We start from the raw sequence: 26,963 nt of genomic DNA, 5'->3' as shown, positions 1-26,963 counted from the left end.
TGCTGCCGGTGGGCCACTCGGCTTTTACGGGCGCCGCGCCCCCACCATGCCCAGCACCAGGTCGGCGTAGAGCTCGCCGACCTGGTCGGGCGTGCGCTTGCCGTCCGCGGTGAACCAGCGGGCGACGTCCACGCACAGCGACAGCACCGCCAGCGTCGTGCCGGGCACGTCCCGCACGGTGAACTCCCCGGCGTCCGCGCCGTCCTGGATGATCTCCCGCAGCAGCCGGTCCGTCTGCCGCCGCAGGTCCGCGATCTCGGCGTAGTGCTCCTCGCCCAGCGCCTTCAGCTCGTACTGGATGATGCGCGCGGTCGTGTGCCGCTCGGCGTGCCAGCTCGCAAAGGCGCGCACCGCGCAGCACAGCCGGTCGGCGGCCGTGCCCTCGGCGCCGGCCGCGGCCGCCATGATCTTCAGCGCCCGCTCGTGGCCGGTGACGCTGATGCGGTAGAGCAGCTCTTCCTTGGTCTTGTAGTGGATGTAGAGCGCGGCCGGGCTCATGCCGGCCCGCCCGGCGATGTCACGGGTGGTCGTGGCGTGGTAGCCGCGCTCCGCGAACGCCTCGACGGCAGCCCCGACCAGCCGCTGGGCCGCGTCCGGAGCCACCTCGGCCCATTCCCCTGCGGCCTCGTCCGCCCGCTCCGCTCCCATCGCGCACTCCGATCCTGCGGTCCGCCGCGGTCCGTCCGCGGCGGGCCATCAGATCGAACACCATACCCCAGCACTGAGCAAGCGCTTAGGGGTCTTGGGCTGTGTCCTCGGGAGGCGGGGTTCCGGTCAGAACGCGGAGACTCCCGTCAGCGCGCGTCCGATGACCAGCTTCTGGATCTGACTGGTGCCTTCGTAGAGCGTCATCACGCGGGCGTCCCGGACGAGCTTGCCGACCGGGTACTCGTCGATGTAGCCGTATCCGCCGAAGACCTGCAGGGCGTTGTTGGCACAGCGTACCGCCGCCTCGGAGGCGAACAGCTTCGCCTTGGACGCCTCGGTGACGAACGGCTTCCCGCGGTCGATGAGGTCGGCGACCCGCCAGGTCAGCAGCCGGGCCGCGTCCACGTCCAGCGCGATGTCGGCGAGCAGCTCCTGGACGAGCTGGTGGTGCGCGATCGACTTGCCGAACTGGTCGCGCTCACCGGCGTACCCCACCGCCGCGTCCAGCGCCGCCTGCGCGATGCCCACGCAGCCGGCCGCGACCGACATCCGGCCCTTGGCCAGCGCGGACATCGCGACGGAGAAGCCCTTGCCCTCGGGGGCGATCATCGCGGAGGCCGGCACCCGCACGTCCTCCAGGACCAGCTCGGCGGTGACCTGGCCGCGCAGGCCCAGCTTGCCGTGGATCTCCCGGCGGGACAGGCCCGGGGTGTCGGTGGGGACGAGGAAGGCGCTGACGCCCTTGTGGCCGGGCTCAGCACCGGTACGGGCGAAGAGCAGCACCACGTCGGCCCAGGTGCCGTTGGTGATGAACATCTTGGTGCCGTTGATCACCCAGTCCCCTCCCCCACTCTCGGCTGCGCTCGAGCGGGAGGTACCCCCACCGCGGACGGCGCGGGTGGTGAGGTTGCCCGCGTCGGAGCCGGTACCGGGCTCGGTGAGGCCGAAGCAGCCGAGGGCCTCGCCGGAGGTCAGCCGGGGCAGCCACGCCTGCTTCTGCTCCTCGCTCCCCCAGGCGGCGATGGACTTGGCGACCAGGCCGAGCGAGACGGAGACGATGCCGCGCACGGAGGAGTCGCCGCGCCCCAGCTCCTCGGTGACCAGCGCGTACGCGAAGTGGTCGCCGCCGGAGCCGCCGTACTCCTCGGGGATCGTCAGCCCCAGGAAACCCAGGTCGCCCATGGTCTTCACGATTCCGCGGTCGACCTGCTCGGCGCGGTCCCACTCCGTGACGTGCGGGGCGACCTCGCGGTCGACGAAGTCCTTGGCGAGCTGCCGGACGGCGGCCTGCTCCTCGTTGAGTTCGAGGTTCATGATGCGTCTTCCTCTGAACGGTGGCGGTGACACGGCGGGCGGCGCCGACAGGAGGCGCCGTCCCCGTTAATTATCACTGCTAGTTTTTCGGCGGCAGCCTCTACTATGTGCGTCATGGCCCGACCCCGCAAGCCCCTGCTGAGCCGTGAGCGCATCGTCACGGCAGCCCTCGCGCTCATCGACGAGGAAGGGCTCCAGGCGCTGTCGACGCGGCGGCTCGCCGCCGAGCTCGGAGTGAGCGGGCCCTCGCTCTACAACCACTTCACGACCAAGGACGAGATCCTGGACGCCGCGGCGGACATGGTGATCGCCAAGGTCGACGTCTCCGGCTTTGGCCCGGACGGGGACTGGCGGCGCGGCCTGACGGAGTGGGCCCGCTCCTACCGCGCGGCGCTCGCCGCGCACCCGAACTTCGTGCCGTTCCTCGCCCAGGGACCCGGCCGCCGCCCGGCGGGCCTGAAGATGGCCGACGCGGCGTTCGGCGGCATGGTCGAGGCCGGCTGGCCGCCCGCGCAGGCGACCAAGGTCTGCGCGATGGTCCGGTACTTCGTGGCGGGCTCGGCGCTGGGCTCCTTCGCCCGCGGTTTCGTCGACGACGCGGCCGCCTACGACCCCGCCGACTACCCCCACCTCGGCCAGGCCCATCTCCTCGCCGAGCACCAGCAGCAGGTCGACGAGGGCGCCTTCGAGTCCGGCCTGCGGGCCCTGGTCGACGGGCTCGCGCTGCAGCACCAGCCGGTCTCCTGACCTCACGCGCCGCGATACCGCGACCCTCCCCTGTTACCTACATGTAACACCCATGTAATATCCGGTCCGCCCGTGACGTACCGCGCGCGACAGGAGAAGACAGGTGCAGCAGCCGATACCGGACCGCCGGTCCTACGCCTTCCTGCTGCGCGTGCTCCGCGGCCAGGCACAGGTCGACTTCCTGCCCAGCGCGCTCGCCGGCCTCGTCTTCACCGTCGCGCTGTGCGCCGCCGGCTGGCAGTACGGCGTCTACGGACTGTGCGGCACCGCGCTGGGCACGGCCACGGCGCAGGTGCTCGGGGTGGCCCGCGACCGGGTCACCGCGGGCCTGGAGGGCTTCAACTCCTGCCTGGTGGCGGTGGGTTTCGCCGCGTTCCTGGGCGCGGGCCACCTCTCCACCGCGCTGCTGGCGGCGGGCGGCTGCGTGGTCGTCACCGTGCTCACCGGGGCCGCCGCCACGCTGCTGCGCCCGTGGCACCTGCCCACCCTGACCCTGCCGTACTGCGTCACCGCCAGCGCCATGACCATCGCGGCGCCCGGCTTCGTCCGCGTCTGGCACCAGGGCCCCGGCCTGGCCACGCTCACCCGCCCGGCATCCGGCCGGACCGCGCTCACCTGGCCCGACCTCTGGCACGCCTTCTTCTCGAACATCGCCCAGATCTTCTTCATGCCGCAGTGGTACGTCGGCGCGCTCTTCCTGCTCGGCATCTTCGTCGCCGACCGCCGGCTGGGCGCGCTGGCCTGCCTGGGCAGCGTGGTGGGCATCGCGGCGGCCTGGCTGCTGGGCGCGCCCGCCGGGCAGATCGCCGACGGCGGGATGGGATACAACGCGGTGCTGGTCACGATGGCGCTGGGCGGCGTATTCCTGGCCACCGACCGCTGGTCGCTGGCGTACGCGGTGACCGGCGCGACCGCGGCGACCATCCTGACCCCGGCGGCCGCCGCGCTCTTCGCGCCCTCCGGCGGGCACACCTTCACCTGGCCGTTCGTGCTGACCACGCTGGCGTTCCTGGTCGCGGTGCCGGCCTTCCCGAGACTGCGGAAGGCCGGCGAGCCGCAGCCTGTCGCGGCGGCGGGCGGCGCTACTCCGCCGGCCGCGGCTGCGTAGCCGGGACCGCGGCCGGCGCCGCCGCCTCGGCGGCCGCCCGCCGGGCACGCTTGGCGAGTACCGCGATGGAGCCCAGGGCGATCACCGCGAGCACCATGATGTAGCCGGAGACCGCCATCGAGGTGCCGCTCGCCTCCAGCAGCAGGACCATCAGGAAGGGCGCCAGGCCGCCGCCCAGGACGGCGCTGATCTGGTAGCCGAGCGAGGCGCCGGTGTAGCGCATCTCCGCCGAGAACAGCTCGGCGAACAGTGCGGCCTGCGGCCCGTACATGATGCTCAGGAAACAGCTCGCGACGAAGGTGCCGACGGCCAGCCACGCCAGTGAGGCGGTGTCGATCAGCAGGAACATCGGTATCGCCCAGACCAGCAGCCCGATCGCGCCGAGCGTGTAGACGCGCAGCCGGCCGATCCGGTCCGAGAGCGCCGCCGAGGCCGGGATCAGGGCGAGCTGGGTGAGGCTGACCAGGAGGGAGACGGTCAGCACGGCCGTGCGCTGCATGGCCAGCTCGCGGGTGGCGTAGTCCAGTACGCCGGTGATCAGGATGTAGAACGTCGCCGTGTTCACCGTGAAGCTGCCGCCGGCCAGCAGGACCGTGCCGAGGTGGTGGCGGAGGATCGAGCGCAGCGGCGAGCGCTGGGCGTCGGCCTGCTTCTCGGCGGTGGCCAACTGCCGCTCCGCGGCGCGGAATTCGGGGGTCTCCTCGACGCGGGTGTGGATGTACCAGGCGAGGACCAGCACGAGGATGCCGACGAAGAACGGCAGCCGCCAGCCCCAGGAGGCGAAGCCCGCGTCACCGACGACCGCGCCGGCCACGAGGAAGACGGTGTTGGCGGTGACCACGCCGATCGGCACGCCGAGCTGGACCAGTGAGCCGTACAGTCCGCGCTTGCCCTCGGGGGCGTACTCGGTGGCCATCAGCATCGCACCGCCCCACTGGGCGCCGACGGCGATGCCCTGGATGATGCGCAGCAGCACGAGGAGGATCGGCGCGGCGATGCCGATCGTCTCGTAGGTGGGGAGCAGGCCGATGCCGGTCGTGGCCAGGCCCATCAGGGTCAGTGCCAGGACGAGCATGGGCTTGCGGCCGCGTTTGTCGCCGAGTTGGCCGGCGATGACGCCGCCGATGGGTCTGGCGAGGAAGCCGACGGCGAAGGTCGCGAACGCGGCGAGCACGCCGGCGACCTGGCTGCCGGAGGGGAAGAAGGCGTGGCCCAGTACGAGGGCCGCGGCGATGCCGAAGACGAAGTAGTCGTACCACTCGACGGCGGACGCCAGAGCGGCCGCGGTGGCCACCTTGCGGCGGTGCCGGGCGGTGGGGGCCGGGGTGGGGCTCGGTGTCGCGGGGGAGGCCGTGTCCATGCGTGCACGCTCCGAGGGGTGCTGGGGAACGGGGGGCGGCGCCGTGATTGCGGGTGACCGTACCGACCGGCTGGTACGGGCGTCAACGGACTGCACAGCAGGAGTTTTTACGGCGGGATGGGCGGGGCTTTGCCCGGCCGGAGCGACCTGTTCCGGGCAGCCCGAAAGCCCCCGGGGCGGTCGCTCCCGGGGGTCAGGCGGACCGTGTCGGACCGTCAGAAGACGATCAGCGCGCGGCCTCCCTTGCCCGCGAGCATGGCGTCGAAGGCGGCCGGGATGCCCTCCAGTCCGATCCGCTCGGTGACCAGCCCGGACAGGTCCAGCGCGCCGCTGCGGACGTGCTCGGCGATGACCGGGAGGTCCTTGGCCGGGTCGCTGTTTCCGTAGACGCAGCCGGAGAGGGTGCGGCCGAAGTAGAAGAGCTCCAGCGCGGAGAAGGTGACCTGCTGGTCCTGGCCGCCGACGCCGACGACCGTCGTCCGGCCGCCGCGGCGGGTCGAGGACCAGGCGGTACGGATCGTGTCGGCGCGGCCGACGCATTCGAGGGCGACGTCGGCGCCGATCCCGCCGGTGAGCTTGCGGATGCTCTTGGCGCCCTCTTTCTGAAAAGACTCAGTGTCGGCCGCCACCAGGAAGTCCGTGGCGCCGGCCGCGCGCGCCAGCTCCTCCTTCGCCGGGGAGACGTCGACGGCGATGATCGGGCCCGCGCCCGCGATCCGCGCGGCCTGGAGCGTGGCCAGGCCGACGCCGCCGACGCCGAAGACGACGACCGACTCCCCGGCGCGGACCTGCGCGGAGTTGTGCACCGCGCCCCAGCCCGTGAGGACCGCGCAGCCCAGCAGGGCGGCCTCGGTCAGCGGTACGCCCTCCGGAAGCGGCAGCGCGGCGTGGGCCGCGACCACCGTCTCCTCGGCGAACACGGCCGTACCGAGGCCCGGGTAGAGCTCGCTGCCGTCTCCGCGGGTGGCGTACGGCTTCGCCGCGGCCGCGGCCGAGTTGGCGCACAGCCACACCTCGCCCAGCCCGCAGAAATGGCAGTCGCCGCAGGACGGCGCCCAGTTGAGGACGACCGGGTCGCCGGGCGCGAGGCCGGTGACGCCCTCGCCGACGGCGGTGACGGTGCCCGCGCCCTCGTGACCGAGGACCGCGGGGACGGGCTGCTTGAGCGTGCCGTTGGACAGCGACAGGTCGGAGTGGCAGACCCCGGCCGCGGCGAGCTTGACCCGGACCTGGCCGGGTCCGGGATCGGGCAGCTGGATCTCGGCGATCTCCAGCGGGGCGTTGACGGCGGGCAGTACGGCAGCGCGGACCACGGTGCGGTCTCCTCGGTGGGGAGTGCGGTGTACGGGCGGGAACTGCGGGTGAAAGGGCGGGGCGCCGGTCAGGGCCGGCGCCCCGGGCCGCTCAGAGCTGGAGCGACTTGGTCTGGAGGTACTCGGTCAGGCCGTGCGGGCCCAGCTCGCGGCCGACGCCGGACTGCTTGTACCCGCCGAAGGGCGCGAGGAGGTTGAAGCGGCCGCCGTTGATGTCGACCTGGCCGGTGTCCAGCTTGCGCGCGAAGGCCACCGCGGTCTCCTGGTCCTTGGCCCAGACGGCGCCCGCGAGGCCGTAGACCGTGCCGTTGGCGATCTCCAGCGCCTCGTCCTCGTCCCGGTACTTCAGGATCGAGATGACGGGTCCGAAGATCTCCTCCTGCGCGATGGTCATGCCGGGGGTGACGTCGGCGAAGACCGTGGGGCGGACGTAGTAGCCGGACGGCAGGCCCTCGGGGGCCTCGGCGCCGCCGGTGACCAGGCGGGCGCCCTCCTCCTGGCCCTTGGCGATGAAGCCGCGCACCCGGTCGCGCTGCTTGGCGTTGACCACCGGACCGAGGCGGCTGGCCTCGTCGTTCGGGTCGCCGGGCACGTACTTGGCGACGATGTCGGCGGCGAGCCGGACGGCCTCCTCGTACTGGTCCTCGTGGACGAGCATGCGGGTCAGCGCGTTGCAGGACTGGCCGGAGTTGCGGATGACGTCGGCGACGTTGACCTTCACGGCCTTGGCGAGGTCGGCGCCGGGCAGGATGACGTTGGCGGACTTGCCGCCCAGCTCCAGCGCGACGCGCTTGACGGAGCCGCCGGCGATGGCGCCGATCTTCTTGCCGACCGCGGTGGAGCCGGTGAAGGAGACCAGGTCCACGCCCTCGTGCTCGGCGAGCGCCTGGCCCGCGACCGTGCCGAGGCCGGTGACGAGGTTGAAGACGCCCGCCGGGATGCCCGCCGCGTCCACGCACTCGGCGAAGAGCTGGGCGGTGAGCGGGGTGTCCTCGGCGGGCTTGAGGACGACGGTGCAGCCCGCGGCGAGCGCCGGGGCGACCTTGTTGGTGATCTGGTGCAGCGGGTAGTTCCAGGGCGTGATCGCGCCGACCACGCCGACCGGCTCGTGCAGCACGGTGGAGGTGCCGAGCTGCTCCTCGAAGGAGTGCTCGGCGGCGAGCTGGGCGTACGAGGCGGTCACCGCGATCGGCATGCCGGTCTGCACGTTCGCGGCGAAGGACTTCGGCGAGCCCAGCTCCGCGGTGATGGTCTCGGCGATCTCGTCGGCCTGCGCCTTCAGCTGCTCGACCAGCGCGGCGAGCTTGGCGGCGCGCTCGGTGGGCGCGGTGGCGCGCCAGCCGGGGAAGGCGGCGCGCGCCGCCCGTACGGCGGCGTCGATGTCGGCGGCGGTACCGGCCGGAACGGTGGCGATCACCTGCTCGTCGGCGGGGTTGCGCACCTCGATGGTGTCGCCCCCCACCGCGTCCCGCCAGGCTCCGTCGATGTACATGCCGTCGTGCGCCTTCATCTCGGCGTCCTCCCGTGCGGTTCGGTGCGGGCCATGCGTCGCGCCCTCACAAACTATCGGTGCTAATTTTCGGGCGCCACCCCCGGGCGGGGGTGGGGCGCATCACGCGCCGCTTCTGCCCGAGGAGGCACCGCACGAATCCGACGGGCGCACGGTACCGGCCTTGCGCCGCGCACCGCCCGCCTCCCGCGGCGACCGCAGGGCGACCGCGGCCGAGCCCAGCAGCAGCACGCCGAGCAGGACGAAGGGCGCGGCGGCTCCCGCGACACCGGCGGCGAGCCCCGCCCCCGCGGGCGCCGCGACCTGGCCGAGACGGTTGCCGGTGAGGCGCAGCGCGAGGGCGGTGGAACGGGCGTCGTCGGGAGCCGCCTGGACGACGGTGGTCATGGACAGCGGCTGGCCGACGCCCAGGCAGAAGCCCAGCGCGGCGAGGACGAGGGCCAGGGCCCAGACCGGGAGCGGCACGGCGATGGCCGCGCACAGGAGGGCGGCCGCCGCGCAGGTGGTGGTCAGCAGCGCGGTACGGCCGAGGAGCCGCAGCATCGGGGTCATCACCAGCCGGCAGGCAATGGTGGCGGCGGCGCGCAGGCTCAGCAGCAGTCCGATGGTGGCGGGCGCGATGTGGTGGGCCTCGCCGACGACCGGGAGGTAGGCGGTGAGGATGTCGGTGGCGGAGAGCACCGAGAGGCTGATGAAGATGCCGGCGCCGACGCCGCGGGTGCGCAGGATGCCGAGGACCGGGACGCGGCGGGCCTCGGCGCGCGGCGCCCCGCCCGCGGGTACGCCTTCTCGCCGTTCCTGCCCTTCCCGCCGTTCCAGGCGCCACAGGGCGGTACAGGCGCAGGCCGCGGCGGCCGCGGAGACCAGCAGCGCGGTGGCGCTGGTGCGGGCCATGGCGCCGTCGTGCTCGGAGATCAGCAGCCCCGCGCCGATCGGCCCGACGAGCTGGCCGAGCGAGGCGCCGATGGTGAAGTGGCCGAAGTTGCGGTCGCGCTCCTCGGGGGCGCTGCGCCGGGCGACGATGGACTGGGCGCCGATCACGAAGCACAGGTGACCGAGGCCCATCACGCCGCTCCAGGCGGCCATCGCGGGCAGCGAGGCCACCACGCCGCTGAGCGCGCAGCCGCCGGTGATCAGCGCGACGCCGACGGCCAGCAGGGGTGTGCAGCGGCCGCGGTCGGTGCGGCGGCCCAGCGGGACCGCGACCAGCAGCGGCAGCAGCGCGTACACGCCGGTGATGACGCCGACGGCGGTCTCGTCGGCGCCCAGCGCGAGCGCCCGGTAGGAGACGGCGGGCCGTGCCATGCTCACCGCCGCCTGGGCGAAGGAGAAGGTGAGCACCAGGCGCAGCAGCCAGCCCCTGCCGGGCGTCGCGTTCCTCATGGGTCAGATGATTCCGTACAGCAGTCCGGCGCCGAGCACCACCAGGGACGTGAGGGCCGCCCATTTCACGGTGAACCTGGTGTGGTCACCGAACTCGACCTTGGCCATGCCGACCAGGACGTACACGGCGGGGACGAGCGGGCTGGACATGTGCAGGGCCTGGCCGACGAGGGAGGCGCGGGCGATCTCCAGGGAGGAGACGCCGTGCGCGGCGCCGGCCTCGGCGAGGATCGGGACGATGCCGAAGTAGAAGCCGTCGTTGGACATGAAGTACGTCAGCGGGATGGAGAGCAGGCCGGTGACCAGGCCCATGTGCGGGCCGAGCGCGTCGGGGACGTTGCTGACGAGCCAGCGGGCCATGTGCTCGACCATGCCGGTGCCGGTGAGCACGCCGGTGAAGACGGCGGCGGCGAAGACCATGCCGGAGACGTTCAGGACGTTCTCGGCGTGTGCGGCGATGCGGGCCTTCTGGTCCTTCATGTGGGGGAAGTTGACCGTCAGCGCGACGGCCGCGCCGAGCAGGAAGAGCACCGGGATGTCCAGCACCTGCAGGATCAGCAGGGTGAGGAGCGCGACGGTGAGCGCGGCGTTGAACCAGTACAGCTTGGGGCGCAGGGTGGCGCGCTGCGGGTCCAGACCCTGGAACTCGCTCTCGGGGGCCGGGTCGTGGTCGCTGCCGGTGCCGGCGGAGCCTCCGGTGGGCAGGGTACGGGCGGTGGTGCCGCCCTTGGCGCCGGCGCCCGCGCCGACGAGGACCGTCTCCTTCTCGCTGACCTCGGTGTCCTCGGCGATGACCTTGGCGCTGCCGGGCTCGTCCAGGGTGAGGAGGCCCAGCCGCTTGCGCTCTCGGCGGCCCAGCACGTAGGCGAGGGCGAAGACGGCGACCAGGCCAGTGGCGAGGGCGGGGATCATGGGGATGAAGATCTCGCCGGCGTCCAGCTTCAGCGCGGTCGCGGCGCGGGCCGTGGGGCCGCCCCAGGGGAGCGTGTTCATGACGCCGTTGGCGGTGGCGGCGACGCCGGTCATCACCACGAGGCTCATCTTCAGCCGCTTGTAGAGCGGATACAGCGCCGAGACGGTGATCATGAAGGTGGTGGAGCCGTCGCCGTCCAGCGAGACGATCGCGGCGAGCAGGGCCGTGCCCACGACCACGCGCACCGGGTCGGCCTTGCAGAACTTCAGGATGCCGCGGACGATCGGGTCGAAGAGGCCGACGTCGATCATCACTCCGAAGTAGATGATCGCGAACATCAGCATCGCGGCGGTCGGGGCCAGGTCGCCGATGCCCTTGATGACGTAGTCACCAAGGTTCGCGCCCTGCCCGACCAGGACACAGAACAGCGCTGGAATGAGCACGAGTGCCGCCATCGGCGACATCTTCTTCATCATGATCAACACCAAGAAGGTGGCAATCATGACAAACCCGAGGATGGTCAGCATTGGGGGTACCTCACGTTCGCCCTTGAACACCTGCCAGGGGGTGGCGGTCGTGGTGACGTTAGGGGCGGCGAACTTTTGTTAACAAGACCTTGACGCGCGAGCAATACGAGCAAAACCCCAGGTCAATAGGGGAAGCGGTGCGGCGCGCTCAGTCCAGCACCCGCCCCAGGTACGCCCGCAGCAGCTCCTTGGTCTCGGCGACGATCGCCGGATCGCCCTCGGGCGCGACCCGGAAGGCGAGCTGCACCAGCGCGTCCGCCGCCTCCACGCCCACCAGGAACGCGGTCCGCAGCCGCTCCTCCGCCGGGTCCAGGCCGAGCGGCCCGGCCAGCAGCGCCAGCAGCCGGTCGGCGACGCGGTGGTTGGCCTCCCGGGTGGCCTGCGGCGCGGGCACGGTGAACTCCACCAGCGCGAAGCCCGGCACGGAGCGCTTCATGGCGAGGTACTCCTCGATGACCACGTCCATGGCGTACCGCCAGTCCAGCCGGTCACCGGCGGCCGCGAGCCCGGCGGTGACCCGCTCCGCGTACCTGTCGAGGTTGCGCAGCGCCAGTGCCTCGGCCATCGCGCGCTTGTTGGGGAAGAAGCGGTAGACCGAGCCGATGGGCACCTCCGCCCGGGCGGCTACCGCGCGGGTGCTCAGGTCCTCGTACCCCTGCTCGTCGAGGACGTCGGCGCACGCGTCGAGGATGCGGGTCAGGCGCTCGGCGCTGCGTCGCTGGACGGGGGCGCGGCGGAGTGAGGGGGTATCCACGTACTCCATCCTGCACGCACTCCGGCCGGTTCCCGCCGCGCGCGGGAGCGTCGTCGGGCGTTTCCGTTGACGGGCCCCGGCGCCAATCCTAGGGTCATGCACAGGATTCCTTGAGCGGCGGGAGCACGCGATGACAGGCACGGGCGAGGAGCGGGCGAGGAAGACGGCCGAGGGACTGGCCCACTCCTCGGGGTTCGGGAACGCACACACCTCCGAGGCCGTCCCCGGCGCGCTGCCCACCGGCCGCAACTCCCCCCAGCGCGCCCCGCTGGGCCTGTACGCGGAGCAGCTCAGCGGCACCGCGTTCACCGAGCCGCGGGCCGCCAACCGCCGGTCCTGGCTGTACCGCATCCGCCCCTCAGCGGCCCATCCGCCGTTCGTGCGGGCGGACAACGGCGGCGTGCGCGCCGCCCCGTTCACCGGGACGGTGCCCGACCCCAACCGGCTGCGCTGGGACCCGCTGCCCGAGCCCGCGCCCGGCACCGACTTCGTCGCCGGACTGTGGACGCTAGGCGGCAACGGCGACGTCACCGAGCGCAGCGGGATGGCGGTGCACCTCTACCACGCCAACTCCTCCATGGAGCGCAGGGTGTTCAGCAGCGCCGACGGTGAGCTGCTGATCGTCCCGGAGCGCGGCGGACTGCTGCTGCGGACGGAATTCGGCCTGCTGCGCGCCGAACCGGGGCATATCGCACTGATCCCGCGCGGCGTGCGGTTCCGCGTCGAACTGCTGGCGGCGAGTGCCCGCGGATACGTCTGCGAGAACTACGGCCGCCCCTTCCAGCTCCCCGACCTCGGCCCGATCGGCGCCAACGGGCTGGCGAATGCGCGGGACTTCCTGGCTCCCGTCGCCGCGTACGAGGACGTCGAGGGCCCGCACGAGGTCGTCAACAAGTTCTGCGGCAACCTCTGGACCGCGACCTATGACCACTCCCCGCTGGACGTCGTCGCCTGGCACGGCAATCACGTGCCCTACGTCTACGACCTGCGCCACTTCAATGTGATCGGGTCCATCTCGTTCGACCACCCGGACCCGTCGATCTTCACGGTGCTCACCTCCCCCTCCGACACCCCGGGCCTGGCGGGCGTGGACTTCGTGGTCTTCGCGCCGCGCTGGCTGGTCGGCGAGGACACCTTCCGGCCGCCCTATTTCCACCGGAACGTGATGAGCGAGTACATGGGCCTCATCGAGGGCGCGTACGACGCGAAGACCGGCGGCAAGGGGGGCTTCGTGCCCGGCGGCGGATCGCTGCACAACATGATGTCCGCGCACGGCCCCGACCGCGCCACCTACGAGAAGGCGAGCACCGCCGAGCTGACGCCGCAGAAGGTCGACGACGGGCTGGCGTTCATGTTCGAGACGCGCTGGCCGGTGCTGCTCACCGAACAGGCCCGTACCGCCGACCACCTGCAGAGCGGCTACGACGACGTGTGGCAGGGTCTCGAACGCCAGTGGGGACCCGGGGGAGGATTCCCCGGAGAACCCAGCCGCCCCTGACCGGAGCCTGCCGTGACGACCTTCGCGCCCGACTCGCTCGCCCTGAACCGCAAGCTGCCCCTGTGGTACCAGGTCTCGCAGTCGCTGCGGGCCTCGATACTGGGCCGCTCCCCCGAGGCGCCGCTGCGGCTGCCCACCGAGGAGACGCTCGCCGCGCACTACGGGGTGAGCGTGCTGACCATGCGGCAGGCCCTCAAGGAGCTGGAGACCGAGGGGCTGATCAGCCGGCACCGGCGGCGGGGCACGTTCATCGAGCCCGCCGCGCGGCGCGGCGCCCCGGTACGGCTGCTGGGCTCGGTGGACGCGATCGTGGCCCAGCAGTCCGGCATGGTGAGCGAGCTGCTGGAGCACGGCACGGCCCCGGTGCCCCCGGAGCTCGCCGAGCACTTCCCCGGGCTGCCGGACGTCGGCGTCTACCGGCGGCTGCGCAGCGACGAGTCGACCGGCGAGCCGACCAACCACGCCGTCAACCACGTCCGCCCGGACGTCGCCGCCCGCATCGACCCGGCCGAGCTGGAGCGCCACCCGATGACGAAGGTGCTGCGGGACGCGGTCGGCATACGGATCGGCCGGATCACCGACACCGTGGAGGCGCGGCTGGCGGACCCGGAGACCGCGCGGCTGCTCGAGGTCCCGCTGCTCAGCCCGATCCTGCACTACACGGGCATCACGTACGACGAGGCGGGGCAGGTGGTGGATGTGGCGCGCATCCATTACCGGGGCGACCGCTTCTCGTTCACGGTGACGCTGGACGCCCACTGACGCTGCGCTGAGCGACCCTGCCGCCGGTTCCGGGGGCGTGGTTACGATGCCGGGGTCATCCGAACCGTCCGGGAGGGTTGCCGCGTGACGGCGAAGCAGGACGTGCCCCTGCTGTCCGACCTGATGCCGTGGTCCGTCGCCGCGCCACGGCTCGGCCGCGCCTGGATCATGGCGCCGGACACCGGGTCGCTGCGGGCGCGCTGGGACGCGCTGCTGCGGGCCGACGGCCTCGCGGACCGCGAGCGGCTCTTCCACCCCTCCAGGGTCCGCACCCTGCACACCGCGGTCGGCCAGCTCCCCGGCCAGGCCACCGCGACCGGCCGGCTGGCCCGGCTGACCGCGGGCGACGCGCCCTGCGCGGAGCCGGTGCGGGTCCGGCACGGCGTGTACGACCAGCTCTGGCTGCTGCCCGACCACCGGCTGATCGACGCGGCCCGGCCCGAGCTGTGGCGGGTCGCGGACGCCTCCCAGCTCTTCGCCGTCGAGCAGCCGCGCGTCCCGCAGGATCCGGGCCCCGCGCTCGCCCTCTCCACCGTCCTGCCCGTCGGCCGCCAGGGCCGCGTCCGCCCCCTGTACCGCCGCCCCGCCGGCACCGAACCGAACCTCGCGCCCGGCCTCCTCGGCCACCTCGGCGACCGTCTCGGGCACCCGGTCACCGCCGGGGACGCCTTCGCCTACCTCGCCGCCACCGCCCGGCACGACAGCGGCGGCATCGCCGTCCCGCTCACCGCGGACCCGGACCTGTGGGCGCGCGGGGTGGCGCTGGGGCGCGAGCTGATCCGGCTGCACACCCGGGGCGCGGGCACCGGCGAGCGCCCCCGGCTGCCCGGTGGGCGCCGCCCGTACGTGCGCGCCGCGCTGCCCGCCCGGGGGCTGCCCACGGAGCTCGCGTACGACCCGGAGGAGGAGGCGCTGGACATCGGCAGGGGCCGGATCTCCCCCGTACCGGCCGCCGCCTGGGACGCGCACGCGGGCGGCGTCCGCGTCCTGGAGGCGTGGCTGGAGCGGCGTACGGGCGCCGTCGAGCCGGGCACGCTGGAGGCGGTACGCCCCGCCGCCTGGCCCCAGGAGTGGACCACCGACCTCCTGGAGCTGATCACCGTACTGGCCCTGCTCGGCGAACTCGCCCCCGAGCAGGACCGTTTGACGACCGCGCTCGCCGAGTCCAGTACCGTCGGCGCCGCGGAGCTCACCGCCGCGGGCGTCCTCCCGGCCCCCGCGGCGGCGCTCCGCCCGGCCTCCGTCCTGGACCACCAGGAGGAGGGCCCGGAGGGCCAGTTCGCGCTGCTGTGACGGGACCGGCGGCCCGCAGGGCTACTTCTGCGGCGCGAGCTCCGGCCCCAGCGAGCTGAACTTCTCGTTGCTCACCACGCGCTTCGGGGGCCAGGTGATGTTCGGCGGCGGCCAGGACTGGCCGGTGCGCTCCAGGAACCACTGCGGCGGCTCGTACATGGGCGGCTCGTAGCCGTCCGGGAGGGCGGTCTTCCAGCGCACGCCCTTGGTCCGCTCGGCGAACTCGTCCTTGATCGCCTTCAGCCGCGCGGGCTGGGTGATCAGGTCCACCGCGGTCGCCGCGAGGTACTTCGCTGCCGCGAGCAGGGCCGCGTGGCCGGGCGCCGCCGCGGCGCAGGCGGCCGTCGACCAGGTGTGCATCTTCGTGCCGATGGGGGCCAGCGCCGCGCCCATGGAGACCGTGGGCACGTTCCAGCTGATGTCGGCGACATCGGTGGAACCGCCGCCCATGAAGACCGGGTTGGGCGGGGTCAGCTCGCCGATCTTGTCGTGCAGCCCCTTCTCGGGCAGGCCGAGCGACTTCTGCAGGTCCTTGGCCAGCCGCTGGGCCTCGTCGCTGAACTCCGGCGGGCCGATCTTCCGCATGTTGTCGTGCATCAGCTCGGCGAAGGACCGGGACGGGAGCTGGTTCCAGCACGCCGAGGTGATCCGGTGCCGGACGGTGGTCCGGCTGGCCTTGGCGGCCGCCTCGGACACCTCGATGACCTTGTCGAGCAGGACCTGGACCCGCTCCGGGCTGCCTTCGCGCACGTAGTACGAGATCTCGGAGATCTCCGGGGTGACGTTCGGGATGTCACCGCCGTTGTTGATCACCCAGTGCAGCCGGCCGGACGGCGCGAGGTTCTCCTCGCGCAGGAACTCCGACATCGTCGCCATCATCACCGCGGCGTCCAGCGCGCTCTTGTTGCCGAGCGGGGTGCCGCCGTGGCCCGCGACACCGAGGAAGGTGAAGGTGACCGCGGTCATCGCGGTGGACGAGCCCCAGCCGGTCGCGTTGGAGGTGGAGGGGTGCCAGTCCAGGAAGGCGTCCAGCCCCTCGTACACGCCCTTGCTGACCGCGTACGTCTTGCCGATCAACTGCTCCTCGGCGGTGGAGCCGAAGAACTTCACCGTCACGTCGAGGCCGTGCGCGGTGGCGGCCCTGGCGACCGCCGCCGCGGCGGCCGCCGCCGCGGTGCCGAGGGCGCAGTGCCCGCAGCCGTGGCCGGGCCCGTATCCGGGCGCGAACGGGTCGTGGACGTACTCCAGCGGGTCGTGGTGGCCCACGCCCCTGCGCTGCGACAGCCCCGGCAGCGCGTCGTACTCGCCGCTGAAGCCGAGCACGGGGCCGCCCTTGCCGTGCCGGAAGGTGGCGGTGAAGGCGGTCGGGAAGCCGGCCGTGCCGAACTCCACGTCGAAGCCGGCGGCCTTGAGGAAGTCCGCCTCGGCGAGCGAGGACTTCCACTCGCGCAGCGAGAGTTCGGCGTTCTCCCAGATCTCGTCGTCCAGGCCGGTGATCTTCGCGCGCTGATCGTCGATCCAGGCCAGCGCGGCGGCCTTGGCCGGGGAGTCCTCGGCCAGCCCCTTGGGCGCCCGGTATCCGTCGGGGTCCGCGGCGGCGTCGTCGGACGCCGCGGCCATCGCGGGGTCGGCGGCGGCGCTCATGGCCGCCGTGCTCACCCCCGCGGCCCCCAGGAGCTGAACGATTCTGCGTCTGCTGAGCCCGCCGGGGGCCGCCCCCGCGTCGTGCCCGTGCTTGTGCTCGTGGTCGTCGTGCAGATCACACACCGGCGCCTCCCGCGGCAAAGATGGTTGTACGGGGCAAGCGACTGCACCCTGGCGCGGAATGATCGTCACGTCAACAGCCCGGCGAGAGATCACCGTTACGAGTGAGGTGGTGATCCGGTACGAGTGAGCGGGTGATCCGGCGTGCCGATACCGCTGCTCACCGGACGCCGTTACCGCTCACCGGCCGCCGGAAACGCCGAACGCGCCCGTCCCGCCCCGGATTGCCGGGAGAGGGACGGACGCGTACGACCGTGACACTGGACTGCGATGGCCGGGGCCGGGCGGGGTCCGGGGGTCCGCGGGCGGGGCCGGATCAGCGGCGGGGAGCTGACGGGGCGCACTCGGGGCGCACCGGAGCACCGCTCGGCGCGGCCCCGCTCAGCCGTGACCGCCGAAGAGCGACCGGCGCAGCCGGCGCAGCGGCGCGAAGAGCGACACCCGCGCCCCGCGGCTCTTCCGCGTCCGCGCGTGGTCACGCTTGGTGATCTCCTGCATCAGCGACGTGGCGCCTTCGGTCTCCCGCTGCGGTATCGCCGGTCCGCCGAGCACCGCGAGATGGCGGTCCAGACGCGCACTGGACGCGCCGCCGCATGTGATGGCAGGCACTCGCGGCCTGCTGCGTACTGCAATCTGTTCCATGACACTCCCCACCCGTACGAGGGCACCCGGCCCGGGCAGGGTAACCCTATCTCTCCCGCACGTCCTTCGCGCAGCCCGGTATCAGTATTCACCTGCCCCGCAAGGGCGTTGACGAACACCATACGGAACGTCCGCGTACCGCACCTACTCCAGGTCGAGTTGACGGCGTACGGAGGCACGTGGTGGCCCCGAGCGTGCGCCCCCATGACGGAGCGTCACCACGGGGCGCCGCGTCTCTCCCCGCACCGCTGCCGGATTGCCGCCGAGGGGGCGGCAACGGCGGCGTACGGAGGTACGTTTTCCCCACATCGCTCCTTTTGCGGGGTCGAGGGGGCTCGTGCCATGGACACAGGTGCGGGGAACGAACGGGTACTGGCGGGCCGCTACCGCCTGCTGGACGAGCTGGGCCGCGGCGGCATGGGCGCGGTGTGGCGGGCCCGGGACGAGCTGCTGGGCCGCGAAGTGGCCGTCAAGGAAGTGCGGGTGCCGCGCGAACTGCCCGCGCACGAGGAACGGTTGCTGTACGCGCGGCTGGAGCGGGAGGGCCGGGCCGCGGCCCGGATCGCGCACCGCAACGTCGTGACCGTCTTCGACGTGGTCACCGAGAGCGGCCGCCCGTGGGTCGTGATGGAGCTGGTCCGCGGCCTCTCGCTGGCCGAGGCACTGGCGGCCGACGGGCCGCTCTCCCCCATGCGCGCGGCCCGGATCGGTGCCGAGGTACTGGCCGCGCTCCGGGTGGCGCACGCGGCGGGCGTGCTGCACCGCGACGTCAAGCCGGGCAACGTCCTGCTCGCGAACGACGGCCGGGTGGTGCTCACCGACTTCGGGATCGCGACGGTCGAGGGGTCCTCCGCGCTGACCCTGACCGGCGAGCTGATCGGCTCGCCCGAATTCCTCGCGCCGGAGCGGGCGCTCGGGCGGACGCCGGGCCCGGAATCGGACCTGTGGTCGCTGGGCGTGATGCTGTACGCGGCGGTGGAGGGCGCGCCGCCGTTCCACGAGGAGACGCCGCTGGGCACGATGCGCGCGCTGGTCGACGAGGAGCTGCCGCCGCCGCGCCGGGCCGGCCCGCTGGCGCCCGTACTGGCGGGGCTGCTGCGCAAGGACCCGCGCGAGCGGCTGGCGGCGGAGGAGGCCGCGGGGATGCTGGCGGCGGTGGCGAGCGGCGGACAGCCGGCCACGGTGACGGCCGCCGCGCCACCGCTCCCGTACTCCCCGACGCTCGCGGCGCCCGGCCCGGCCGAGAAGACCGTCGCGAGCGGCCGGGCGCCGGGGGCGCCGCCGCCGGGCACCTACGGCCCGCATGCCGCGCCGCCGCCCCGCCGCCGGCGCCGTTCGGCCGTCGGCCTGGCCGCGACCGCCCTGGCCGTTGCGCTGGCGGCCGGCGGCGCCGCCTGGGCGCTGCTGGGCGGGAACGGCGGCCCGGGGCCCGGAGCGGCCGACCGCACCGCCTCCGCGAGCGCGCGGCCGGGTTCCTCCGCCGGGCAGGACGCGGAGCGGGGTTACGGGAGCGAGGAGCCCGGTGCGGACGGCGCGGGCGAGCGGGAGGACGGCGACGGGGGCGGGCGGCGCACGGCACCGCCCGCGGTCACGGTCGCGGTCGTCGTCTCGACCGTACGCGGCAGCTATACGGGGAGCTGTCCGCCGGCCGCCGGTGCGGCGCCGGCCTTCTCGGCGGTGATCACGGTGAGCCGCGGTCCGGCCGAGGTGGTCTACCGCTGGCGGTCCGACGGCGAGCGCGGCCACGACGGGAACTGGCGGCGGGCCCGCTTCCCCGGCCACGGGTCGCAGCGGGTGACGGTCGGCCATACGGAGACGGCGTACGAGGCGGACGGCACGCGGGCCGGCCGGGTCGGGGTGCAGGTGCGGAGCCCGAAGGCGGTCGCCTCGAACCGCGCCGCGTTCTCCCTGACGTGCGAGAGGGAGGCCCCGGGCGGCGGGGCCTCCCCTGCTCCCTCCTCCCCGGAGCCCGTCCCCACGGACACGCCCCCGGGGCCGCCTCCCACGGAGACGACCCCCTCCCCTACAGACACGGGGCCTTCCCCTACGGACACCGGGCCCTCCCCTACGTACGGCGGGGGCTCGCCTTCAGGGGGCGAGAGCGCGCCTTCGGAGGACGAGGGCTCGGCCTCAAGGGGCGAGGGCGCGCCTTCGGGAGGCGATGGCTCCTGGTACGGCGGGAGTCACGCGGTGGCGCGGAACACCGGCAGGTAGCCGCTGGACTGGCCGGTGGCGGTCGGGTGGTAGGACTCCTCGACGGGATAGGCGACGCTGTGCAGCCAGGAGCTGCCCGAGCAGATCTCGTGTCCGGCGAAGGTGGTGTTGGCGTCACCGAAGGCGAAGCCGTGGTCGGCGGCGCGCTTGGCGGTGACGGCGTTGATGTCGTCCGCCGCGGCGTTTATCGCGGCGCGCTCCTTCTCCGTGAGCCCGGCGACGCAGCTGCCGCTCAGCTTGTAGAAGCGGGGGTAGCCCAGGACGGCCACCCGGGCGTTGGGCGCCTTGCCGGAGATGGCGCTGTACACCTGGTCCAGCTTTCCGGGGAGGGTGGTGTTGATGTACGTGCGCGCCTGCTGGACCCGGGACAGGCAGGTGCTCTCGGAGTACAGGACGCAGGTGGTCATGGTGTCGGCGAAGCCGGCGTCGTTGCCGCCGACGGTCAGGGAGACCAGGGTCGTGTCGCCGCTCACCGACGTCAATTGGCTGTTGAGGACATCACCCGTACGGGCCCCCGAGCAGGCCGCGAAGGTGAACGAGGCGGGTGAGTTCGCGGCGGCCCAGAGGGCGGGGTACGCCTTGCTGCTGCGCTTGCAGGAGCCGCTGCCACTGTCGTAGCTGCCGGCTCCGAGGCCGGAGGAGTAGGAGTCGCCGAGCGCCACATAGCGGGCGGCGCCGTCGAGTTGGGCGGCGGAAGCGGGAGCGGTGCCGATGAGTGCCAGGGACGAGGCGGCGAGGAAGGCGGACAAGAAGCCCGCGCATCTGGAAACTCTCATGGAACCTCCAATAGCAGGATCTCTGCCGCAACCGTGGTAGCAGTACGACACGGGTGACGGAAGTGTTCATGCCAACTTTGCTACCCGCGTAGAGCATTACTGGCCACGCGCCTCGACGGATTGCCGCACTATGTCGTGCATATGACATCAAGCCAGGCCCTCTTGAATATCGCACTACCTCTCGGCGAATCTTTCGTCCGGGCGGCCCCTTGCACCCTCAACAGCCGCCCGTAGCGCACGAATCCGTGCGCCACCCCCCATGCGCACGCACCACGCGCACCTGATGAGGAGGACCCCCTCGCATGGCAGTGATGCGTACCACCACGAAGGTTTTCGGCCGGATTCCGGCCAGGCTCCGGATCGCCACCGCGATCACCGCCGCGTCGGCCGCCGTCACCCTCGGCGTCACCGCGCTCCCGGCCCAGGCCGCGCCCGCCGAGGGCACGGTCATCGGCGCGGGCGCGAAGAACGCCGTCCAGGGCAGCTACATCGTGACCCTGAAGAAGGCGGCGGGCCTCAAGGCCGCGTCCGCAGACGGCAGACGCCTGATATCCGCGCACGGTGGCACCGTGCGGCACACGTACACCGCCGCGCTCAACGGCTACGCGGCCCACCTCTCCGCGGCGGAGGCGAGACGCCTCGCCGCCGACCCGGCCGTGGACCAGGTGTTCCAGGACACGACGGTGCACGCCACCAGCACCCAGGCCAATCCGCCGTCCTGGGGCCTGGACCGCATCGACCAGACGAACCTCCCGCTGGACCGGAGTTACACGTACCCGGACAGCGCCGGAAGCGGTACGACCGTGTACGTCATCGACACCGGAGTGCGGGTCACGCACCAGGACTTCGGCGGCCGCGCCGTGAACGGCTACGACGCGGTGGACAACGACAACGTCGCGCAGGACGGCAACGGCCACGGCACCCATGTCGCGGCCACCGCCGCCGGCACCACCTACGGCGTCGCCAAGAAGGCCAGGGTCGTCGCCGTACGCGTGCTCAACAACGCGGGATCCGGCACCACCGCCCAGGTCGTCGCGGGCATCGACTGGGTCACCAAGAACCACAGCGGCCCGTCGGTGGCGAACATGTCGCTGGGCGGCGGGGTGAGCACCGCGCTGGACAACGCGGTGAAGAACTCCATCGCGAGCGGCGTGACGTATGCGATCGCGGCCGGCAATTCCAACGCGGACGCCAACACCTCCTCCCCGGCCCGCGTCCCCGAAGCGATCACCGTCGGCGCCACCACCAGCACCGACGCCCGCGCCAGCTACTCCAACTACGGTTCCCGCCTGGACCTGTTCGCGCCCGGCAGCAGCATCACCAGCGCCTGGCGGACCTCCGACACCGCCACCAACACCATCTCCGGTACGTCCATGGCCACCCCGCACGTAGCCGGCGCGGCCGCCGTCTACCTCGCCGGGCACCCGTCGGCCTCGCCCGCCTCGGTGTCGAGCGCCCTGGTCGCCAGCGCCACGTCCGGCGTCGTGACCAGCCCGGGCAGCGGGTCACCGAACAAGCTCCTGAAGATCGTTCCGTAACCTCCGGGCGCCGCGCGCACGCCGGCGCCCGCCACACTTCCGACACGACCGGAACATGCCGTTCCGCAGCTCGTACCACAGCTTGCCGGCGAGCCACGTCCACCGCGACCAGTGCGGCGGACGTGGCTCGTTCACGTCTCCTGCGCACCTTGACGGGCACCCGGCAGCCGGGCCACATTGAAGCCCGGCATCGGGTGCTTATGAGCATCAGGCCGCTTTATGGGGGGCAAAGCTGCCAATGCAGACCAAGACCATCAACAGCAACAGATCGAGCGGCAGCAGACCGGTCCGGGGGGAGCCGACGCCACTGCTCGCGGGCGCCGCCGTCGCGGTGGGGGGTGTGGGTGCCGTGCTGGCGCTCGCCGACCTCGCCTCGCCGCTGCGCGCACCCTTCACACTCTTCTTCCTGCTCGGCGCGCCGGCGGCCGCCATCGCCGCCGCCCTGGGACGCCTGGACCCGCTCAGCCGCACGGTGGTCGCGGGCGCCGGGGCGCTGGCCGTCGACATGCTGGTCGCGCAGACGATACTGTCGCTGCACGTGTGGTCGGCGCGCGGCGGGGTCGCGGCCGTGGCAGTGCTCAGCGGCACCCTCTTCCTGCTGGCGAGCGTGCGGCGCCGGGGGGCGTCCGCGCCAGACGCACGGACGGACTGAACGTGGACATCAGCGTGTACCGCCCCGGCGAACTGCGCGGTGCCGACCGGGCGGCGTGGACCGCCGTGCAGTCCCAGGCACACCTCCTGGGCGCACCGGCCCTCGCCAACCCCTTTCTCGCACCGGAGTTCGCGCTCGCGGTGGGCCGCTGCCGCCGCGGCGTGCGGATCGCGGTGATCCGGGAGGACGGCGAGCCGGCCGCGTTCCTGCCCTTCCAGCGGACCGCGCTGGGCGTCGGGCGGGCGATCGGCCTCGGTGTCTCGGACGCCCAGGGCCTGGTGCACCGGCCCGGCTTCCAGTGGGACGCGCGCGAGCTGCTGCACGCGTGCGGGCTGGCGGTGCTGGAGTTCGACCACCTGGTCGAGGGTCAGAAGCCCTTCGAGACGCAGCCCCTGCAGTCGTTCCCGTCCCCGGTGATCGACGTCGACCAGGGCTTCGAGGCGTACCTGGCCCGGCTGCGGAAGCAGTCGCCGAAGTTCACCCGCACCACCCTCGCCAAGGAGCGCAAGCTCGGGCGGGACGTGGGCGAGGTGCGGTACGTCCACGACGAGCGGGATCCGGCCGTTCTGCGCAGACTCATCGACTGGAAATCGGCGCAGTACCGAAGAACGGGACGCAGCGACCGCTTCGCGCGGCCATGGATCACGCACCTGGTGGAGCAGCTCTTCCACACCCGCACCGACTCGTTCGCGGGCGTGCTGTCGGTCCTGTACGCCGGCGGGCGGCCGGTCGCCGCGCACTTCGGGCTGCGGTCGGAGCGGGTGCTGGCGTGCTGGTTCCCCGCCTACGACCCGGAGTTCGCGAAATTCTCGCCGGGACTGATCCTGCATCTGCGGATGGCCGAGGGGGCCGCCGCGGATTCCATGGCGTATCTGGATCTCGGCCGCGGCGAGAAGGAGTACAAGGACTCTTTCAAGACACGAGAAATTCAGGTTTCCGAAGGGTGGGTGACGCGGCGCCATCCGGTGGCGCTGGGACATCGCGCACGGCGCGCTCCGGTAAAGGCACTGCGCAACACCGTGGTGACCCGTCCGGAATTATTCGAGCCGGCCGACCGACTGCTCAAACGGATGGGCCGAATCCGCACCGGAGACCACGGAATGGCCCGCTCCCTTTCCACCGACAAGACAAAAGGGGATTTGTAGTTCCAGCTCTTGCCATAGAATGCCAATCATCAATACGGTCGTACAATCCACCCGCAACGGAACGTCATGAAGCGGCTCTAGGGGAGGGCTCAAGCGCCGCGACGAGGCCCGGGGCGGGGCGCGGTAGGGGGGTGCCGTGCTCGATACGTGTGCCAGCGTCGAGCCACGAGCCGCGGAAACACGCATGCCAGCTCGCTCTGTCCGTCCGGTGTTCCATGCCGTGCTGAGCAGAGTGTGAACCCCCCTTTCGAACCGGAAACACATCCGGGCTGCCCGGGGGTGGGCGGCCTACCGGACGAGAGGGAAAAAAGACTCATGAGCTCGTTCCTTCGCCCTGCGGAGACGGATCAGAAATCCGCCGCGCGAATTCCCGCACAGGCGCAATACCGACCCGTTTCCTCGCACTTGGCGATTGCCCCGCCGGTCAGCGTCGTCATACCGGCGATGAACGAAGCGGAAAATCTCCCGTACGTCTTCAAGACACTTCCGGACTGGATCCATGAAGTGGTCCTGGTGGACGGGAATTCCACCGATGACACCGTGCAGGTGGCACGGGACCTGTGGCCGGACGTCACGGTCGTGAAGCAGCGCGGAAAGGGCAAGGGGGATGCCCTGATCAGCGGCTTCGCCGCGTGCACCGGCGAGATCATCGTCATGATCGACGCGGACGGCTCGGCCGACGGCGGCGAGATCGTCTCCTATGTCTCGGCGCTGGTCGGCGGCGCCGACTTCGCCAAGGGCTCCCGCTTCGCCAACGGCGGCGGCACCGACGACATGACGCCCATCCGCAAGCTCGGCAACCGTGTGCTGACCACCCTGGTCAACACCAAGTTCGGCGCCCGCTACACCGACCTGTGCTACGGCTACAACGCCTTCTGGCGGCACTGCCTGGACGAGATCGCGCTGGACTGCGCGGGCTTCGAGGTCGAGACGCTGATGAACATCCGCGTCGTGAAGGCGGGATTGCGCGTCCAGGAGATCCCCAGCCACGAGTACAACCGCATCCACGGCGTCAGCAACCTGCGCGCGGTCCGGGACGGCATCCGCGTCCTGAAGGTCATCCTGCGCGAACGCGGCACCCGTAAGCGTGCGGTGCGCCCGGCCATGATCGCGGGAGAGGTGTCTTGAGCGTCCGCATCTCCGTGGTGATCTGCGTGTACACCGAGGACCGCTGGGGCGACATTCTCGCCGCGGCGGCCTCGGTGCGTGACCAGCTCCACCCGGCACACGAGATCCTGCTCGTCGTCGACCACAACCCCGCCCTGCTGACGCGGCTGCGCACGCAGTTCGCCGGGGCCACCGACATCAGCGTGCTGCCCAACGCCGGGCCCAGAGGTCTCTCCGCCGGCCGCAACACCGGCGTCGCGGAGTCCACCGGCGAGGTCATCGCCTTCCTCGACGACGACGCGGTCGCCGAGCGCGAGTGGCTGCTGCACTTCGCCGAGGGCTACGCCGACCCGAAGGTGATGGCCATCGGCGGCCGCACCGAACCGGTCTGGGCCTCCGGGCGCCGCCCCGCGTGGTTCCCCCGGGAGTTCGACTGGGTCGTCGGCTGCACCTACCTCGGCCTGCCGCCGGGCCGGACCCGGGTGCGCAACGTCCTCGGCGGCAACGCCTCGTTCCGCCGCGAGGCGTTCGAGATCGCCGGCGGGTTCGCCACCGGCATCGGCCGGGACGGCGACAAGCGGCCGCTGGGCTGTGAGGAGACCGAGCTGTGCATCCGGCTCACCCGCGCGTGCCCGGACGCCGTCCTGCTCATCGACGACCGCTCGGTGATCCACCACCGGGTGCCCGCGGGCCGCGAACGCTTCGCGTACTTCCGCACCCGCGCCTACGCCGAGGGCCTCTCCAAGGCCCTGGTCGCGCGCAGCGTCGGCGCGCAGGAGGGGCTGGCGACGGAGCGCCGCTACACCACCCGCGTACTGCCCGCCGGGGTGGCGCGCGGCGTCCGCGACGCGCTGCTGCGCAGGCCGGGCGGCGCCGCCCGGGCGGGCGCGATCGTCACGGGCGTGGCGGCCGCGGCCGGCGGCTATCTGGTCGGCACCGCCCGCACCCGCCGCTCCGGCGGCGGCTTCGTGATCGCGGCCGTACCGGGACCCGTGCCGGACACCGGGAGCGAGCCGCCGCCGGCCGAACCGGTACGGCTGACCGTACGGACCGAGAAGCCCGCGCGCGGCGACGCCGCAGCCCCCGGCAACGGAGTGCTGCGCGGCGACGAGGGGGCGGTCGCATGACCGGCCCCGAGGACATCGTCCTCTCCCCCGTGCCGATCCTCATGTACCACGCGGTCGCCCACAAACCGGCCCCCGCGACGCACGGCCTGTCCGTCGCGCCCGGCGCGTTCGCCGAGCAGATGGCGGTCCTGGACGACGAGGGGTACCACCCGCTGACCACCGCGCAGCTCGCGGCGGTCTGGCGGAACGGCGCCCCGCTGCCCGACCGTCCGGTCCTGATCACCTTCGACGACGGCTACGAAGGCGTGCACCGCCACGCCCTGCCGGTCCTGGCCAAGTACGGCTTCCCGGCCACCCTGTTCGTCTCCACCGGCTGGCTGCCGGGGCCGTACGACACCGGTGGCGCGCTGGACACCATGCTCGGCTGGGAGCAGGTGCGGGAGCTGGCCGCCGCCGGGGTGGAGATCGGCGGTCACAGCCACACCCACCCCCAGCTCGACCAGCTCGCCGACGACCGGCTCTGGTCCGAAGTGCTGCGCTGCAAGGCGATCGTGGCCGAGCAACTGGGCGCGGCCCCGGTGTCCTTCGCCTACCCGTACGGCTATTCCAGCCGGCGGGTGCGGCGGACGGTGCGCGCCGCCGGCTTCCACCAGTCGCTGGCCGTCGGCAACGATCTGGCCGGCCGCCGGCAGGGCCCGTACGCGCTGCGCAGGCTGACCGTGCGGCGCAGCACGGACCTGGCGGAGTTCCGGCGGATCGTCGCCGGCGAGGCCATCGGCCGCACCTTCGCCAAGGACCGCGTCCTCACCAAGGGCTACGCCCTGCTCCGCAGATCGCGTCAGGCGATCCGGCTCTGCACGCCCGGGGGCTGACCCCGCGCGCCGCAGCGCCGACGAAAGGCCGTCAGTGGGGCCCGGTGACACAGTGC

The 26,963-nt window shown here is 72.6% G+C and carries 23 protein-coding genes; 12 read left to right on the top strand and 11 right to left on the bottom strand.

All coding sequences use genetic code 11. From position 1 onward, the window contains the following. Nucleotides 1-24: 24 nt before the first annotated feature. Nucleotides 25-648, bottom strand: a complete 624-nt coding sequence (locus tag IG84_RS0129425) for a TetR/AcrR family transcriptional regulator (RefSeq protein ID WP_031063552.1) — start codon at nt 646-648, stop codon at nt 25-27. 126 nt (nt 649-774) lie between these two features. After that, complete coding sequence (locus IG84_RS0129420; RefSeq protein WP_031063548.1) at nt 775-1,962, bottom strand: acyl-CoA dehydrogenase family protein; 1,188 nt, start codon at nt 1,960-1,962, stop codon at nt 775-777. A gap of 114 nt (nt 1,963-2,076) precedes the next feature. On the opposite strand from IG84_RS0129420, the gene IG84_RS0129415 reads away from it, so the two are divergent. Beyond that, nucleotides 2,077-2,709: a TetR/AcrR family transcriptional regulator gene (locus tag IG84_RS0129415; protein WP_031063546.1), complete on the top strand. Its 633-nt coding sequence runs from the start codon at nt 2,077-2,079 to the stop codon at nt 2,707-2,709. Between the two features lie 103 nt (nt 2,710-2,812). Then, entirely contained in the window at nt 2,813-3,817 is a 1,005-nt protein-coding gene (locus IG84_RS0129410; RefSeq protein ID WP_245659639.1) for an urea transporter, read from the top strand. Here IG84_RS0129410 and IG84_RS0129405 read toward each other — a convergent pair. The 6 genes from IG84_RS0129405 to IG84_RS0129380 form a co-directional block, all read right to left on the bottom strand. Beyond that, a complete protein-coding gene (locus tag IG84_RS0129405) occupies nt 3,792-5,177 on the bottom strand; it encodes an MFS transporter (protein WP_031063539.1) in 1,386 nt (461 codons plus the stop codon). The two genes, IG84_RS0129410 and IG84_RS0129405, sit on opposite strands and share 26 nt — an antisense overlap. A gap of 215 nt (nt 5,178-5,392) precedes the next feature. Next, on the bottom strand, nt 5,393-6,490 hold the full coding sequence (locus IG84_RS0129400) for a Zn-dependent alcohol dehydrogenase (RefSeq protein ID WP_031063536.1): 1,098 nt from the start codon (nt 6,488-6,490) through the stop codon (nt 5,393-5,395). Between the two features lie 91 nt (nt 6,491-6,581). Then, the gene (locus IG84_RS0129395) at nt 6,582-8,000 is read right to left on the bottom strand and encodes an aldehyde dehydrogenase family protein (protein WP_031063534.1); all 1,419 of its coding nucleotides are present in this window, start codon (nt 7,998-8,000) and stop codon (nt 6,582-6,584) included. A 102-nt stretch (nt 8,001-8,102) separates the two neighbouring features. Further along, nucleotides 8,103-9,383, bottom strand: a complete 1,281-nt coding sequence (locus IG84_RS0129390) for an MFS transporter (protein ID WP_051862565.1) — start codon at nt 9,381-9,383, stop codon at nt 8,103-8,105. Nucleotides 9,384-9,386: 3 nt separating this feature from the next. Then, the gene (locus IG84_RS0129385; RefSeq protein ID WP_031063528.1) at nt 9,387-10,823 is read right to left on the bottom strand and encodes a CitMHS family transporter; all 1,437 of its coding nucleotides are present in this window, start codon (nt 10,821-10,823) and stop codon (nt 9,387-9,389) included. 148 nt (nt 10,824-10,971) lie between these two features. Beyond that, a complete protein-coding gene (locus IG84_RS0129380; protein WP_031063524.1) occupies nt 10,972-11,586 on the bottom strand; it encodes a TetR/AcrR family transcriptional regulator in 615 nt (204 codons plus the stop codon). Between the two features lie 121 nt (nt 11,587-11,707). Between IG84_RS0129380 and hmgA the strand changes: the two genes are divergently transcribed. From hmgA to IG84_RS0129365, 3 genes are all read left to right on the top strand, one after another. Further along, nucleotides 11,708-13,075: a homogentisate 1,2-dioxygenase gene (hmgA, locus tag IG84_RS0129375; protein ID WP_051862563.1), complete on the top strand. Its 1,368-nt coding sequence runs from the start codon at nt 11,708-11,710 to the stop codon at nt 13,073-13,075. Nucleotides 13,076-13,087: 12 nt separating this feature from the next. Continuing rightward, nucleotides 13,088-13,837, top strand: a complete 750-nt coding sequence (locus tag IG84_RS0129370; protein ID WP_031063518.1) for a GntR family transcriptional regulator — start codon at nt 13,088-13,090, stop codon at nt 13,835-13,837. An 84-nt stretch (nt 13,838-13,921) separates the two neighbouring features. Then, nucleotides 13,922-15,130 (top strand): type ISP restriction/modification enzyme, encoded by a 1,209-nt coding sequence (locus IG84_RS0129365; RefSeq protein WP_031063516.1) that lies wholly within the window; start codon nt 13,922-13,924, stop codon nt 15,128-15,130. 21 nt (nt 15,131-15,151) lie between these two features. On the opposite strand, the gene IG84_RS0129360 is transcribed toward IG84_RS0129365, so the two are convergent. Both IG84_RS0129360 and IG84_RS0129355 read right to left on the bottom strand, forming a co-directional pair. Continuing rightward, nucleotides 15,152-16,897, bottom strand: coding sequence for an amidohydrolase (locus IG84_RS0129360; protein WP_031063513.1), 1,746 nt, complete (start codon nt 16,895-16,897; stop codon nt 15,152-15,154). Nucleotides 16,898-17,275: 378 nt separating this feature from the next. Then, nucleotides 17,276-17,536 (bottom strand): hypothetical protein, encoded by a 261-nt coding sequence (locus tag IG84_RS0129355; RefSeq protein WP_030252229.1) that lies wholly within the window; start codon nt 17,534-17,536, stop codon nt 17,276-17,278. 342 nt (nt 17,537-17,878) lie between these two features. Here IG84_RS0129355 and IG84_RS0129350 point away from each other — a divergent pair, with 342 nt between their 5' ends. Continuing rightward, nucleotides 17,879-19,750: a serine/threonine-protein kinase gene (locus IG84_RS0129350; protein WP_063761865.1), complete on the top strand. Its 1,872-nt coding sequence runs from the start codon at nt 17,879-17,881 to the stop codon at nt 19,748-19,750. Here IG84_RS0129350 and IG84_RS0129345 read toward each other — a convergent pair. Next, complete coding sequence (locus tag IG84_RS0129345) at nt 19,720-20,526, bottom strand: SGNH/GDSL hydrolase family protein (protein ID WP_031063509.1); 807 nt, start codon at nt 20,524-20,526, stop codon at nt 19,720-19,722. The two genes, IG84_RS0129350 and IG84_RS0129345, sit on opposite strands and share 31 nt — an antisense overlap. A 302-nt stretch (nt 20,527-20,828) precedes the next feature. Between IG84_RS0129345 and IG84_RS0129340 the strand changes: the two genes are divergently transcribed. From IG84_RS0129340 to IG84_RS0129315, 6 genes are all read left to right on the top strand, one after another. Next, a complete protein-coding gene (locus IG84_RS0129340; protein WP_031063507.1) occupies nt 20,829-22,064 on the top strand; it encodes a S8 family peptidase in 1,236 nt (411 codons plus the stop codon). Between the two features lie 238 nt (nt 22,065-22,302). After that, complete coding sequence (locus IG84_RS0129335) at nt 22,303-22,716, top strand: hypothetical protein (RefSeq protein WP_037800988.1); 414 nt, start codon at nt 22,303-22,305, stop codon at nt 22,714-22,716. A gap of 2 nt (nt 22,717-22,718) precedes the next feature. Then, nucleotides 22,719-23,861, top strand: a complete 1,143-nt coding sequence (locus IG84_RS0129330) for a GNAT family N-acetyltransferase (RefSeq protein WP_031063503.1) — start codon at nt 22,719-22,721, stop codon at nt 23,859-23,861. Nucleotides 23,862-24,176: 315 nt separating this feature from the next. Continuing rightward, complete coding sequence (locus IG84_RS0129325; RefSeq protein ID WP_031063501.1) at nt 24,177-24,989, top strand: glycosyltransferase family 2 protein; 813 nt, start codon at nt 24,177-24,179, stop codon at nt 24,987-24,989. Further along, nucleotides 24,986-26,095 carry a glycosyltransferase family 2 protein gene (locus tag IG84_RS0129320; protein ID WP_245659638.1) on the top strand — a complete coding sequence of 370 codons (1,110 nt, stop codon included), beginning with the start codon at nt 24,986-24,988 and terminating at the stop codon, nt 26,093-26,095. The genes IG84_RS0129325 and IG84_RS0129320 overlap by 4 nt, the downstream gene beginning before the upstream one ends. Beyond that, entirely contained in the window at nt 26,092-26,907 is an 816-nt protein-coding gene (locus IG84_RS0129315; protein WP_031063494.1) for a polysaccharide deacetylase family protein, read from the top strand. The genes IG84_RS0129320 and IG84_RS0129315 overlap by 4 nt, the downstream gene beginning before the upstream one ends. Nucleotides 26,908-26,963: the final 56 nt, after the last annotated feature.

This window comes from Streptomyces ochraceiscleroticus (genome assembly GCF_000720485.1).
GTDB lineage: Bacteria > Actinomycetota > Actinomycetes > Streptomycetales > Streptomycetaceae > Streptomyces > Streptomyces ochraceiscleroticus.
Note: the sequence above shows the minus strand (reverse complement) of the source record. Positions and strands in the feature narration are given on the sequence as shown.